This window comes from Lactimicrobium massiliense, assembly GCF_900343155.1.
In the GTDB taxonomy this organism is placed as follows: Bacteria; Bacillota_I; Bacilli_A; order Erysipelotrichales; family Erysipelotrichaceae; genus Bulleidia; species Bulleidia massiliensis.
In genome coordinates this window covers 155,638-169,167 of sequence record NZ_OUNG01000006.1, presented here as the reverse complement: position 1 = coordinate 169,167, position 13,530 = coordinate 155,638, and the positions used below count along the sequence as shown (strand labels likewise).

Below are 13,530 nucleotides of genomic sequence, written 5' to 3'. Positions count from 1 at the left end.
GTTTCCAAGTACGGTGCTTTTCGCTATAATCAATATATACGCAGACGTAATTCAATGGTAGAATGTCAGCTTCCCAAGCTGAATACGCGGGTCCGATTCCCGTCGTCTGCTCCATAGAATACCGGATGGTGACAGATCTCATGATCCGGTTTTTCTTTTTTTTCAACTTCGCTATTTTCAAATAAATAGTTGATGTACCCGAACAAGTACATCAAGTTAATATCTATAACTTATCATGACTTCAGTTGAGGTGATGATATGCTCGTTAATCAGAATTTCCTGAATTCTTTATCTCCTGTCGAAATTGAATTCATTCGTGTTGGTTTAGAAAAGCTATTCAGAGAGAAAGTAAACTGTACGACAACAAATTACGAGAATCTCTCTTTGCATGTTGAGAAATGTCCTCATTGTGGTTCAACTCACTTTGTTAAGAATGGCTTTAACCCACATAATCGTCAGAAATACAGATGTAAAAAATGCAAATCTGTTTTTATGGCAACAACAGGTACGATGTTTACTCATTCCAGAACAAGCTTTGATATCTGGACTACTTTTATCTCTGGCGAGCTTAACGGAATGACTCTGACTCAGCAGAGTGTAGCTACAGGCTTATCAGTTACTACCTGCTTCAACATGCGTCACAAGTTATATCAGGCTGCAGCAAAGATTCAGAATAATGTGGTCTTAAGTGGAAATGTTGAATTGGATCCTACTTATACCAAAATCAACCTGAAAGGGACCAGGAAGGATAAAATGCCAAGATTCAGCAAACAGCGTGGAAAGCATCGCCGTCATTCAACCAAGCGTGCTTTACCTGGCACCAGCCATCACAAGATCTGCCTGGTAACAGCTATTGATGAGCATGACAATATTCTCTTTAAAATTGGAGGATTAGGCAGAGAGAGTGCAGAAATTCTGAATCAATACAGCTCTCACTTCGCAGCGCATTCAACAATTATCAGTGATGACAGCCATAGCATTCAAACTTTCGTGGGCGATAATCACTTCAACAGTGACATTATTCCATCTAACGGTTATTTAACACCAAAGGGCAATACAGTATCTGAAGTAAACGAGCTTCACTCTGAGCTAAAAAACATGATCAGGCAGAAACATGGTATCAGCACAAGACATCTCCAGGGTTATTTGAATTGGATCGTCATGAAGAAATATTTAAAGTACAGGCTGGACATGCGCAAATGGAAATCAGAAGCATACATGGAAACAATGTTTGAACAGATTCCATTTACCTGTGCGGAGATCCCAAAGCTTAAAATGCCAATTAACCTCTATGAGGCATATAGCTCATGATATTTTGGTGTTTACAGCCTCATCAACTAAATCTTTGAAAATAGCGTTCAACTTAAAAAACCGCATCTGCGGTTTCTCTTCATGGATGCATCAGCCGTTGTTTTTTCTGCTGGCGGGATGACATCCCATAGCTGACCATCGCCAGAACCAGTGTTGCAGAAGTTGCGGCCAACAGTGCCTTTTCGGTAGGCTTCAGTTTGTTCCAGCTGATCTTGGCCAGTTCGCTGACTGCATCAATAATAATCTTCACCTTTGCGTCCTCCTTCAAGACATCTGTCTTCGAAATAATCATAGCGGGCAGACGTATTGTTTTCAATCAGCCATCTATGTGCAAATGTCTGCATCATATACAAAAATAAAAAGCTGTGCAGCCACAGCTCAGGCTTTCGGTTCTCTGCCCTTTCCATAGATGACAACAGCCAGAAAGCCAGGTCCGATATGTCCCATGATCACCGGGCCAAGTCTGTACAGTCCAACATTGTGCAGATCCGGATAAGCAGCCATGAATTCCTGACGGAATGCCTCACCGTCTTCCTTTTCACCAGAGAAGATCAATGCCGTTTCATGCTTTGGCGTCTCATCTGTCATAGATTTTGCGACATCCTCAATCAGGGTGTGCAGGCATTTCTGTCTGCCTCTGATCTTGTTATAAGCAACAAGTTTACCATCATCATCCACGATGATCAGCGGCTTGATGGAAAGCAGAGATCCAACAATGGCAGACGCATTGGAAAGCCTGCCGCCGTGGCGCAGCCACTTGAGATCATTGACCATGAAACGGCCGACAAAGTTGTTCTTGTTTGTTTCAATCCAACTGACAACTTCATCAAAATCACTGCCGCTTTCATGCATGGCAACTGCCTCTTTCAGAAGTAAACCAAGAATCAGTGTCACTGCGTTTGTATCAATCACGGCAATCTTTCTGTCCGGATATTTTTCCTGCAGATCACGGGATGCCATGACAGCATTGGAAAAAGAAGAAGACAGTGCTTTTGTCATATCAAGAAAAATAATATCCCTGCCCTGCTGCAGGATCTTCTCAAAGAACTGCTCATAGGCATATACAGAAATGGCAGCTGTAGAAACCGGCTTATCCTGTTTCATCTGATCCAGAATAAATTCCTTTGTTTTCTCTGTGCAGTCATCATTGTAGGAATGATCATCGATAATAAATGTATATGAAATAAATGGAACCTGATGTTCATCAAGCCAGGTGCGGTCCAGATCACAGGTTGATGCAGTTGCAATCACATAATCACGCATGGTTAACTCCCCTTCTTGCAAGCCGATGGTATTTTACCATGGCTGCAAAAGAAAAAACAGGGCTGTCAAAGCACCTGTTCATGCCAGTGTTTCTTTGCGCAGGGGATGAATTCTCGCCAGTACCATTTTTGCAATGATGCCGGTGATGATTCCCATTGGAATGGATGCCAGCAGCAGATATGGCAGTAAAACGGCAATACCAGGCTGCATGTAGAACAGAGCCACAATAATCACCTGCCCACAGGAATGGGCAACGGCACACAGAATCGATGTAAACAGCAGAGACGCATGGAAATGATCCAGGATGATCAGGACAATGCTGGATAAGACAACGCCTCCCAGCGAGATCCAGAATACCGAGCCAAAGATCGTGCCCTGCATCAGTGTGGATATGACAACCCGCATGGTATTGACGATAATCATATCCCTGACGCCAAGCAGCTTGATGGTAATCAGAGCAATGATATTGGCAAGGCCGATGCGCAGAATGCCAAACAGCAGCGGTCCGATGAAGATGGACTCTACCAGAGAAAGTGTGATTGCCATGGCGGAAAGCAGTGCCAGCCAGACAAAGTGTTTTGTCTTGTTATTTCTCATTTGCTGGATGAACCCTCCTGCACAACCACAATGTTGTTTGGCAGGCAGGTGATCGGCAGATATTCGCCAGGTCCAACCCAGCCCATCTGATGGCAGATATGATTCGGGCACTCTTCATTGGTCACATGCCACTTGTCATCCTTTACCTCTACATCCAGGGTCCCATAGTCACCTTTAACGGTATAAACCGCATCCTTGGCAGGATCAAACTCTTTCACAATCTGATCGCGGTAATAGATCGCAACCGTCACCCCAGATCCAGCATTTTTCTTCTGTATCAGTTTGATGATGCCCAGGGCAGCCACAGCCGCCACCACCAGCACAATTAAAATCTTAATTTCTTTCTTCTTCATATTCTGCTAAATATCCCAACATCAGACATACAGCCCGACATGGACCATATTCTAGCATTTTCAGTCAGTCTTTCCAAATTTCCAGCTTATTCACCAGCTGTATATGTCACCCATTCACCGCCATCATCCGCAATCCATTTCTCACTGCCGATACAGTACCATGTATAGCTGCCATCTGTTTCAATCTCATAAACATCATACTGATCATCCTTCTGCACAATGCCAAGCACACCGGCATCCGTATTGGGCTCGGTTCTGATCTTGATCGTATCCGCAGTAATGACAGCTTTACCAATCGGCTGGCCATCGGCTCTGGCAGTTTCTCCGGCAGCCTGGGCACTTGCGGATGCCGTAGCACCTGCAGTTGGAGAAGCTGAAGCAACAGCCGTCTTTGCCGGTTTTCTGGATACAGCTGCCACGATACCGACAACCAGCACAATCACGACAAGTGCGCTCAGGATCATGATCAGCACCCGCGTGACAGGCGGAAAACGCTTCAGCAGATGTTCGAAGTTCACACCGGTATGTTCCCCCTTTTCAGATGCTTTCCTTGTTTCCGCTTTCTTTTTCGGTGTCTTTTTCTTCTTCGGCATCTGTTTCTTTGATGGTTTTTGCGCTGCATCATCTTCTGGATCACGCTGCACAGTATGATGGTTTCCTGTCAAGGGAAACAGCTTGGTTGTATTGTCACTGCCATCCGGTGCCCAGTCCAGTGTCTGGGTTTCTTCCTCCGGCTCATCGACAATCGTAAAATCTGTGGTGCCGCAAACCGGGCATTTCTCTTTGGACATAGGAACACGGGTGCCGCACCCTCTGCAGACTTTGTATTTCATTCTTCTTCACTTGCCTCTCGTGTTTATTGTACCTTTTACCGCCCGAAAAAAAACAGAGAATCTTACTTCCCTGCTTTGGCTGCTGCAATCGCATCCATTGCGTCTACATAACCTGCAAGGCCATGGCCCTTAATCTGGGTAAGACAGTATGGAGCAGCATAACTGTGATGGCGGAATTCTTCGCGGCTGTTGATATCACTGATATGAACCTCCACAACCGGAATCGGTGCAATGGCTTTTACGGCATCGGCAATGGCAATGCTTGTATGCGTATAAGCACCCGGATTCATGACCACGCCGTCATAGCCATTGAAGTACGCTTCCTGAATCCAGTCTACCAGATCTCCCTCATGGTTGGACTGGCGGCAGTCTACTTCAATCTTTCTCTTCTCTGCTTCCTGCTTGATCATCTCGATCATGCACTGATAAGACACCGTCCCATAAATACCCTTTTCACGGATGCCGACCATATTCAGATTCGGTCCGTTCAGCACCATCAGCTTCATTTCTTTTCTTCTCCTTTTTCCTGATCCTTGTTAAAAGCTTTACGCCGCTTTGTTGCCAGTATGAGCTTCTGTTTCATGCGGTCATAATCCTCATCCTGAATCAGCTTTTCAAACGACTTCATCTCTGCCACAAAGGCATCAATTTCACGGCTCAGATTATCCTTGTTCAGCACAAACAGCTCCGGCCACAGTTCTTCATTGATGTTGGCGATACGGGTCAGATCACGGAAGGAATCACCTGTATAGGCAGCCAGATGTGTATTGTCTGCCACATTCATAAGGGAAACAGCAATGACATGTGTTAACTGTGACAGAAAGCCGATCATGCGGTCATGTTCTTCCGGGCTGAGTTCTGCGATGCGTGAAAAGCCAAGAATTTCTGCCAGCTGATGGGCTGTGGCAATCGCAGCAGCCGTATTGTTTTCGCCAGGAACGATGATGAAGTTGGCACCAAGGAATCGCTTTTCATCTGCATAGGCAAGACCGCGGCTTTCCCTTCCCGCCATAGGATGGCAGGCAATATACTCAACGTCTTTGCGCAGCTGCTGATTGACTGCCTGCATGACCTCACGCTTGACGCCTGTCACATCACTGAGCAGACACCCGGATTTCAATACATCCTGATGCTCTTTGAGCCAGTTGATGAATGTATGTGGATACAGACAGGAAACGACAATATCGCAGGCAGACAGAAGAGATGGATCCGTGCTGCCTTCCGTAATCCAGCCGTTTTTTTCAGCTTCCTGCAGAGCGGATGTATTAATATCAACAGCAAGCACTTTGTAGTGTTTTGCGGAAAGTGCCTTGGCATAGCTGCCGCCAAGAACACCTAAACCGATGATGCCAAATACGGTTGTGTCAGTGATCATATGAAATCTTCGCTCCTGTACGGGCGAGGTCCTGATAGAAGTCCGGGTAGCTTTTGTTTACTGCCTGGGCATCTTCAATCGTGATGGGCTGCTCACTGCAGGCTGCCAGAATGCTTAATGCCATGACAATGCGATGATCGTTATGGCCAAGCACTGCTGATGGCCGCAGGGCGCCCTTCCCGCCGTGTACGTATACTGTATCACCATCGTCTTCCAGCATACAGCCAAGCTTTGCCATTTCTTCCTTCATACAGGCAATCCGATCACTTTCCTTGATGCGCAGTCTGCCTGCATGCAGAAATGTACTGTCACCCTTGACACAGGCGGCCATGGCAAATTCCATCGGGCCTAGATCCGGACAATCCCCCAGATCAATCACAGCCCCATGTGGATCAGCGGCATGGATATGGTAGCCATTGGGAATTTCGCTCACTTCGGCGCCAAAGGCACGCATATGATCCAGTATGACATGATCACCCTGGTGAGAGTCATGGTCCATGTTGAGGATGTCACCGTCTTTGCCGCTGATCAAAGCCAGAGCCGCAAAGAACGCTGCCTGGCTGTCATCACCCGGCACCGTATACGCGGGCATGTGATAGGCCTGATTCCCCGGGACTGTAAAGGTATTGCCCTGCCGGTTCACACGGATGCCTGCTTTATGCAGGATATCCAGTGTCAGACCGACATAGCTTTCTGATTCAAAGGGTTCTGAAACGATAATCCGGCTTTCACCAGGCAGCAGCGGCAGTGCAAACAGCAGGCCGCTGATAAACTGGCTGGAAACATCTCCTGCCGCCTGATACGTACCGCAGGACAATGGTCCTTCTGCATATAGAATGTCACCTTGTTTTTCAAAGCGCAGACCCTGTTTTGCAAAAAGATCTGCATAAACAGACTGAGGCCGCTGCATCAGCCGGCCATGTCCTGTAAACGCTGCGGTACCGGGCTGGGCAGCAAACAGAGGAATCAGAAAACGAAGTGTGCTGCCGGACTCACCGCAGTCAATGGGCTGCGCAGGAATTGCACCATGACTGCAGCCATGTACAAGCCAGTCTTCTCCATCTTTTGCAAAGGAGGCGCCGCGCATCTTTAGTGCGTGCATGGTTGCCGAAGTATCGTTGTTGTCGGCCACATGATGAAGGCGGCATGCCGTGCTGCTTAATCCAGCCGCAATCAGTGCCCGGTGGGACAGGGACTTGCTGGCAGGAAGACAGACAGAAAAGTCATGCAGGTTTCCTTTTGAGACAGTGACGTTCATCTGACTTCACGGTCAACCGCTTCTGCCACTCTGCGGCAGCGCTTCACAAGATGGGCAAACTTTTCCGGCTTGAGTGACTGGGCACCATCGCTCCATGCACATTCAGGATGATCATGTACTTCAATGATCAGGCCATCTGCACCGGCTGCCACCGCAGCCAGTGATACGGCTTCCACATACTTCCAGTCGCCGGTGGAATGGGAAGGATCGATGACAATCGGCAGATGTGTCTTTTCCTTGATGATTGGAATGACGGCAAGATCCATGGTGTTGCGGGTATATTTCTCAAATGTGCGGATACCTCTTTCACACAGTATGACATTGGGATTACCGGAAGCCATGATATATTCAGCGCTCATGATCCAGTCTTCAATTGTTGCGGACATCCCTCGCTTTAACAGCACCGGTTTCTTCATTCTGCCCACAGCCTTAAGCAGATCAAAGTTCTGCATGTTTCTGGCCCCGATCTGGACAAGATCGACATTTTCTTCGAATTCCGGAATGTGCTCAGCGCTCATCAGTTCAGAAACGATCGGCATGCCTGTCTTTTCACGTGCCTTGACCATGTCCAGGATGCCTTCATAGCCAAGTCCCTGGAAAGAGTATGGTGAAGTACGAGGCTTGTATGCACCGCCGCGCAGGATGCATCCGCCGGCATCCCTGACTTCCTTTGCAATACGGACAACCTGCTCTTCTCCTTCTACAGAACACGGGCCGCCCATAATCACAACCGGTTCTTTGCCGCCGATTGGAATGCCGGCAACATTGACAATTGTATCCTGGGGATGGAACATGCGGTTGGCCAGCTTATACGGTGCGGAAACTCTCTGGACATTCTCAACCCATTCATTGGCCAGAATGTCACGTTCATCCAGGTGGGCGGTATCACCTACCAGGCCGAAGACGTTGAAGTCTTCGCCAAGAATCATATTGACCCGCAGGCCTTTACTCTCGAAATTGGCGCGGATCTTCGCAACTTCCTGTTCAGGTGCATCTTTCTTTAATGTGATGATCATTTTCGTTCTCCAATCTTCTTCAGTATCTGTTCTGCTGTATCTTCCAGAGTGCCATTGTTTTCCACCTGGATATCACTGTACATTTCGTACAGCCCTCTGCGCTGTTCATAAAGCTTTTTCAGCGAAGCCTCATCAGCACTTAACGGCCGGTCACTGCTTGGAAACAAACTGTTTCTCTGCAGCCACACAACCACGCCATGCTGTGATAACACCTGCATATTTTCCGGATTTTTGATAATGCCGCCGCCGCAGGAGATGATCACGCCTTCTTTGTTTGCAAGTTCTCTGGCAAGTCTGGTTTCCTTTGCACGGAAATATGCTTCACCATGGGTTTCAAAACATGTGCGGATACTGGTGCCAAGCTGCTGTTCCAGCAGTGTATCCATGTCGTATACCTGCTGGCCGCTCTGCTTGCCAAGCATCTGTGCCACGCTGCTTTTGCCAGATGTCGGCATGCCGATCAGCACGATATTGCGGCGCTCTTTCAGCAGTGTGCCAAGGCAGGCATCGATACGCTCCTGCGGGACTTTCTGCCCGGTAAACAGGGCATCAGCTGCGGCTGCCTGATATACTAGCATGCCAAGCCCGCCCGTCGAGGGAATGCCTTTGCAGGATGCCTGAAAGCAGAGCTTTGTACGCAGCGGGTTGGCAACGACATCCACAACCCCTTCCAGATGTTCAAAGACATCCAGATCCGCCGGTGTTTCATCCATATGCGGAAACATGCCAACCGGTGTTGCATTGACCAGGAAGGAAAAACGGTTCTGCATGGCATACATCTGCTGGTAGCTGATCATGTCATCATGGGGATGCCTGGATACCATCACCGGTATGCCGCCAAGCTGTGATACACCGGTCATGACGGCCTTGGCAGCACCGCCGCTGCCAAGCACCGCCGCATGCTTTCCTTCCATATGCATGCCGGCTGTTTTAACGAGTTCCATAAATCCATCACAGTCTGTGTTATAGCCATACAGCCTGCCATCACGGTTGATGATGCAGTTGACGGCACCGATCTTTTCGGCCGTGGGGCTGATTTCATCCAGCACCGTCATCACTTTTTCTTTATATGGAATCGTGACATTGATACCCGTAAAATCTTTCTTTTCCAGAAACGGAATCACTTCATCTTCTGACAGTTCCCAGTTCTGGTAGTGTTCATGGATCAGCATATCATGAATCTGCCATGACCATGAATGGCCAAGCGTTTTACCAATCAGTCCCAGTTTCATCCGTGAAAATACTCCCTGCCAAATCGTTCCATCATGAAGTCTGCCATGACAAGACAGGCTACACTGTCGACAACCACTCTTGCCCGGTGGATGATGGCTGGATCGTGGCGGCCATGAATGGCAATCTTCGTTTCTTCTTTCGTTACAAAGTTAACGGTATCCTGAATCTGCGCAATGGACGGTGTTGGCTTGATGACAGTCTGAAACAGAACAGGCATGCCGTTGGTGATACCGCCATTGATGCCGCCATTGTGATTGGTCACCGTTTCAATCTTTCCGTTTCTGATGCAGAAGGCATCATTTGCCTGCGAGCCTTTCATGCCTGCAAAGCCAAAGCCTTCACCAAAGCTGATGCCTTTGACAGCCGGAATGGAGAAAATACCATGGGCAAGCTGACTTTCAATAGAGTCAAACTCCGGCTCGCCAAGTCCTGCCGGCAGCCCGATGACGGCTGTTTCCAGGATGCCGCCGACAGAATCCAGCTGTTTTCTGGCTGCTTCAATCTCTGCCTGCATGGCTTTGGCAGCCATATCATCCAGCACGGCAAACTGTTTCTGGTTCAGCTGGCTGATCTGCTCTTTGAGATGTTCGCTGTCAAATGGCAGATCATCAATGCCATGAAGCTGTCTGATATGGCTGCCGCAGAGAATTCCTTTTTCAGCAAGCATATGCTGGACAATTGCTCCGCAGGCTGTGATCGGTGCGGTGAGACGGCCGGAGAAATGACCGCCGCCGCGGGGATCTTCGAAGCCATCGTACTTGATGTGGCCGGTATAGTCCGCATGGCCTGGACGGGCAAGATCTGCCAGGGATGAATAGTCTTTGGAATGTACATTGCTGTTGTCGATCACAAGGGCAATGGGTGTTCCCTCGCTGTATCCGTCTTTGACACCGGACAGAATATGAACCTGATCGGCTTCCTGCCGTGCGGTGGAGATTGTACCGACTGCCCTGCGCAGCTGCATGCGTGAGGCAATGTATTCCTCATCAATCTTCACACCGCCTGGCAGGCCATCCAGTATGGCGCCAATGGATGGTCCGTGGCTTTCTCCAAACAACGTGATTTTCAAATGTCTGCCGAAAGTATTACTCATGGTACAGCCTCTCTTTCAGTTTTGGCAGCGGCCAGTCTTCCAGATGGCCTTTGCCAATCTCATCTACCTGCACAATTGTGACATGATCATGGTCTGCCTTCTTGTCATGGCATAACAGCTGATAGACAGCTTCAGGATCATATGTGCAGGAAACCGGGCAGTTCATCCGTTCCAGCACTGCCTGCAAGCGTATTTTCAGCTCTGGGTTATTCATGATCATCATCATGCCCATGCCGACACATTCTCCATGGTAATAACCGTTCAGGCCAAAGTAGGATTCCAGGGCATGGCCGTATGTATGACCGAAATTCAGCAGTTTGCGGATGCCGCCTTCCCGTTCATCCTGCTCCACGACATCTCTTTTGATCTGCAGACAGCGTGCAATGATTTCATCAATATGATCCAGATAGTCATCGTGTTCAAAGATGGCAAACAGCTGTGGATCAAAGGTCAGTCCTTCTTTGACTGCTTCCACCAGGCCATTGTGCAGATGACGCACAGGCAGTGGGGCAAGCAGATCGGGATCTACCAGAACCAGATCAGGCTGCCAGAACGCACCGATGCTGTTTTTGACGCCATTGAAGTCAACGGCAGTCTTGCCGCCGATGGAAGAATCAATCATGGCAAGTGAGGTCGTCGGGATATTGATATACGGAATCCCGCGCATGTAGGCTGCGGCCGCAAAACCTGCCATATCGCCGGTGACGCCGCCTCCTAATGCAATCACGGTATCTTTTCGGCCGAGATCATGCTCCAACATATCTTTGAGAATCTGCTGCCAGGTTGTCAGATTCTTGGATTGTTCACCATGCGGAAACACATACATGGCAGCCTCCGGGTACTGCTGCTGCAGCGTATTGCGGAAGGCAGCAGGCACACCGTCTTCTGAAACAAGATAGACATGGCCATGACGGCCGATCAGGGTGGATGCCTTCTGCAGCAGACCGCGTTCCAGCATGACAGTATACTGTTTCTGTTTTGTCTTTACCTCGATTTCCATTGTTCCTCCTTGAACAAAAAAAGCCATACGGCATCATCCGTATGGCTCGTAAGATCTTGCTTTCCATCAGATAATGCCGGATTCATCACGAAACGGGCAATATCTTTCAATCGCCCGGGCTATCTAAAGTAATAAAAGCAAGTTCTGTATGTTTTGCTCATGGGCCAATTATAAGTCCGGCTTTCTGAAAAGGCAATCAGATATTTCTGAAAGAATGTTACAAAGATGCGGCACGGTAAGAGCCAAAACTGCGGAGTTCCACGCAGTACTTCTTCATCTGCGCCAGTGCCTCTTTGACCACAGGATCCGCCGGTGTCCCCATGATATCGACATAAAACAGATATTCGAACATCTTGCCTGGGATCGGTCTGCTTTCCAGCTTTACCATGTTGATCTGTTTATCTGCCAGTGAGGCAAGTGCACGGTACAAAGAGCCTGGTTCATGATTGATAACAAGCATCAGGCTCGTCTTGTTGGCATCTGCCGGGATATCGTCCTTCCATGTCACAACAAGAAAGCGGGTCGTATTTGTTTTGGAATCCTGAATAGCATGGCATAATGCCGGCAGATGGTAATACGCAGAAGCAGCAGAAGAGCCGATTGCGGCCTTGGAGATATCTTTGCAGGCTTTAATATATTCCACGGATTTTGCCGTATCCTGGTAAGGAACAGAGCGAATGTCAGGATGTGCCTCAAAGAACCCCTGGCATTGAGAGAGTGCCTCCGGATGAGAATAGACTTCTTTGATATCAGACAAAGAGGCACCTGGTAATGTGATCAGATCCTGCACAATCGGGACAAGTACTTCGCCAACGGCATGGACGTGATAGTACTTGAACAGATCATAGGTGCGCGCAATGATGCCGGTCGTTGTATTTTCTACCGGCAGAACAGCATCATCAATCGCATGGTTTTCCAGATCCTGCATGATTTCCACGAAGTTTCGATATCCCTTTGCCGCAATGCCGTCTTTGCCAAAGTACTGATACACGGCCATTTCACTGAAAGTACCATGTGCTCCCTGCATGCCAACTGTCTTCATAATGTCTCCTTTGAATGGATATAATGAATGATAGTATGACAAAACTGTTTCTGCCAGCACCAAAAAAAGCAAATATGATTCTCTGCGGGATCATCGCCCCTGTGATCACTGCTCTTCCTCTGCTGCTCAGCAATCCCATCAGATACAACTGGACCGGACTGCTGCAGATGCCTTCCTGGCGTCCGGCAATCCTGATGATTACCTGTCTTGACGGGCTGCTGTGCCTGCATGCAATCCATATGCTGCAGAAGAACAGTGTCATAAAACACGAAAGGTTTCTGATCATCCTATTGGCAGTGCTGATGGTCAGTGCCATCTGCATGCCATATTCGCATTCTGCGTCTCTTTCAGCACAGATGCATATTCTGCTCGCTCTGGCTGCATTTATCCTGCTGCAGTATTTTCTGTATGCATTGCGTGATCTCAACAGGAATGCATGGATGTGGTATCTTGCCTGCCTGTTTGCAGCAGTACTGCTGATCGTGACATATGATGCCATCACGGGTCTGGCAGAGCTATGCTTATGTTTTGGCGTATGCGGCTTCTTTGCCATCTGCTTTGCAAAATAAAAAAGCTGACTGATCACAGCCAGCATAGGTTCGTCTTAGTTCTGGAAATACTTTTTACGCTCAGGGCTCAGGTTATCGCAATAATAACGCACTGTCATGTTTGCGTCTGTATCACCCTTCGGCTCAACAATGAATGTATCGCCCTCCAGCATGCAGTTGCGGATTGCCTGGCATACTGTAGCAAGGTTATCAAGTCCTGCTTCCACTTCAGTCAGAAGATCATCAGCCTTGATCTCGATATAAAGCCAGTCCATACCATTGGCTTCGCCCTTCTTCCAGTTAATGATGTCTTCATAATCTTTTACAGACTTCATGTTAACAGCAGGCTTAGCTTCCTTGACTGGTTCTGTCTTCTTGACTTCTTCCTTCTTAACCTCTTCCTTGCGGACGGCCGTTTCCTTCTTCACTGTCTTCTTAGCAGTTGTTTTTCTGGCAGCTGGCTTCTTCGCAGCAGTCTTCTTCACGGCAGTCTTCTTTGCAGCAGCTTTAGTTTCAGTCTTCGTTTCAGCTTTAGCAGGTTCTTTCACTGCAACTTTTGCGGCTGCTGATGCTTCTTTTACTCCTGTTTTCTTCGCTGGCATATGAGC

Annotated in this window: 16 protein-coding genes and 1 tRNA gene; 3 read left to right on the top strand and 14 right to left on the bottom strand. The window is 48.2% G+C overall.

What is annotated here, in order from left to right; all coding sequences use genetic code 11:
* Positions 1-40 precede the first annotated feature (40 nt).
* Together DHU66_RS11445 and DHU66_RS11440 are read left to right on the top strand one after the other, a co-directional pair.
* Positions 41-114 (top strand) — tRNA-Gly (locus tag DHU66_RS11445).
* A gap of 144 nt (positions 115-258) precedes the next feature.
* Positions 259-1,311, top strand: coding sequence for an IS1595 family transposase (locus DHU66_RS11440; protein ID WP_108773885.1), 1,053 nt, complete (start codon positions 259-261; stop codon positions 1,309-1,311).
* 79 nt (positions 1,312-1,390) lie between these two features.
* On the opposite strand, the gene DHU66_RS12285 is transcribed toward DHU66_RS11440, so the two are convergent.
* The 13 genes from DHU66_RS12285 to pheA form a co-directional block, all read right to left on the bottom strand.
* Positions 1,391-1,561, bottom strand: coding sequence for a hypothetical protein (locus tag DHU66_RS12285; protein WP_167836376.1), 171 nt, complete (start codon positions 1,559-1,561; stop codon positions 1,391-1,393).
* 128 nt (positions 1,562-1,689) lie between these two features.
* Positions 1,690-2,574 carry a DegV family protein gene (locus tag DHU66_RS11435; RefSeq protein ID WP_108776069.1) on the bottom strand — a complete coding sequence of 295 codons (885 nt, stop codon included), beginning with the start codon at positions 2,572-2,574 and terminating at the stop codon, positions 1,690-1,692.
* 78 nt (positions 2,575-2,652) lie between these two features.
* Positions 2,653-3,171 carry a Gx transporter family protein gene (locus tag DHU66_RS11430; protein WP_108776068.1) on the bottom strand — a complete coding sequence of 173 codons (519 nt, stop codon included), beginning with the start codon at positions 3,169-3,171 and terminating at the stop codon, positions 2,653-2,655.
* Positions 3,168-3,524 carry a NusG domain II-containing protein gene (locus DHU66_RS11425; RefSeq protein ID WP_108776067.1) on the bottom strand — a complete coding sequence of 119 codons (357 nt, stop codon included), beginning with the start codon at positions 3,522-3,524 and terminating at the stop codon, positions 3,168-3,170. The genes DHU66_RS11430 and DHU66_RS11425 overlap by 4 nt, the downstream gene beginning before the upstream one ends.
* Positions 3,525-3,610: 86 nt before the next feature.
* Complete coding sequence (locus DHU66_RS11420; protein ID WP_135358363.1) at positions 3,611-4,315, bottom strand: SH3 domain-containing protein; 705 nt, start codon at positions 4,313-4,315, stop codon at positions 3,611-3,613.
* Positions 4,316-4,419: 104 nt separating this feature from the next.
* A complete protein-coding gene (gene aroQ / locus DHU66_RS11415; RefSeq protein ID WP_108776065.1) occupies positions 4,420-4,863 on the bottom strand; it encodes a type II 3-dehydroquinate dehydratase in 444 nt (147 codons plus the stop codon).
* Entirely contained in the window at positions 4,860-5,732 is an 873-nt protein-coding gene (locus tag DHU66_RS11410; RefSeq protein WP_108776064.1) for a prephenate dehydrogenase, read from the bottom strand. Before DHU66_RS11410 ends, aroQ begins: the two co-directional genes overlap by 4 nt.
* A complete protein-coding gene (aroA, locus tag DHU66_RS11405) occupies positions 5,722-6,990 on the bottom strand; it encodes a 3-phosphoshikimate 1-carboxyvinyltransferase (protein ID WP_108776063.1) in 1,269 nt (422 codons plus the stop codon). Before aroA ends, DHU66_RS11410 begins: the two co-directional genes overlap by 11 nt.
* Positions 6,987-8,006 carry a 3-deoxy-7-phosphoheptulonate synthase gene (gene aroF, locus DHU66_RS11400; protein WP_108776062.1) on the bottom strand — a complete coding sequence of 340 codons (1,020 nt, stop codon included), beginning with the start codon at positions 8,004-8,006 and terminating at the stop codon, positions 6,987-6,989. Before aroF ends, aroA begins: the two co-directional genes overlap by 4 nt.
* Positions 8,003-9,238: a shikimate kinase gene (locus tag DHU66_RS11395; RefSeq protein WP_108776061.1), complete on the bottom strand. Its 1,236-nt coding sequence runs from the start codon at positions 9,236-9,238 to the stop codon at positions 8,003-8,005. Before DHU66_RS11395 ends, aroF begins: the two co-directional genes overlap by 4 nt.
* Complete coding sequence (gene aroC / locus DHU66_RS11390; RefSeq protein WP_108776060.1) at positions 9,235-10,332, bottom strand: chorismate synthase; 1,098 nt, start codon at positions 10,330-10,332, stop codon at positions 9,235-9,237. Before aroC ends, DHU66_RS11395 begins: the two co-directional genes overlap by 4 nt.
* Complete coding sequence (gene aroB, locus DHU66_RS11385) at positions 10,325-11,332, bottom strand: 3-dehydroquinate synthase (protein ID WP_108776059.1); 1,008 nt, start codon at positions 11,330-11,332, stop codon at positions 10,325-10,327. The genes aroC and aroB overlap by 8 nt, the downstream gene beginning before the upstream one ends.
* Before the next feature lie 217 nt (positions 11,333-11,549).
* Positions 11,550-12,374, bottom strand: coding sequence for a prephenate dehydratase (gene pheA, locus DHU66_RS11380; protein ID WP_108776058.1), 825 nt, complete (start codon positions 12,372-12,374; stop codon positions 11,550-11,552).
* Positions 12,375-12,409: 35 nt separating this feature from the next.
* Here pheA and DHU66_RS11375 point away from each other — a divergent pair, with 35 nt between their 5' ends.
* Entirely contained in the window at positions 12,410-12,943 is a 534-nt protein-coding gene (locus DHU66_RS11375; protein ID WP_108776057.1) for a hypothetical protein, read from the top strand.
* Positions 12,944-12,978: 35 nt separating this feature from the next.
* Here the strand turns inward: DHU66_RS11375 and DHU66_RS12495 are convergent, their stop codons facing one another.
* Positions 12,979-13,524 (bottom strand): hypothetical protein, encoded by a 546-nt coding sequence (locus DHU66_RS12495; RefSeq protein WP_245309552.1) that lies wholly within the window; start codon positions 13,522-13,524, stop codon positions 12,979-12,981.
* Positions 13,525-13,530 lie beyond the last annotated feature (6 nt).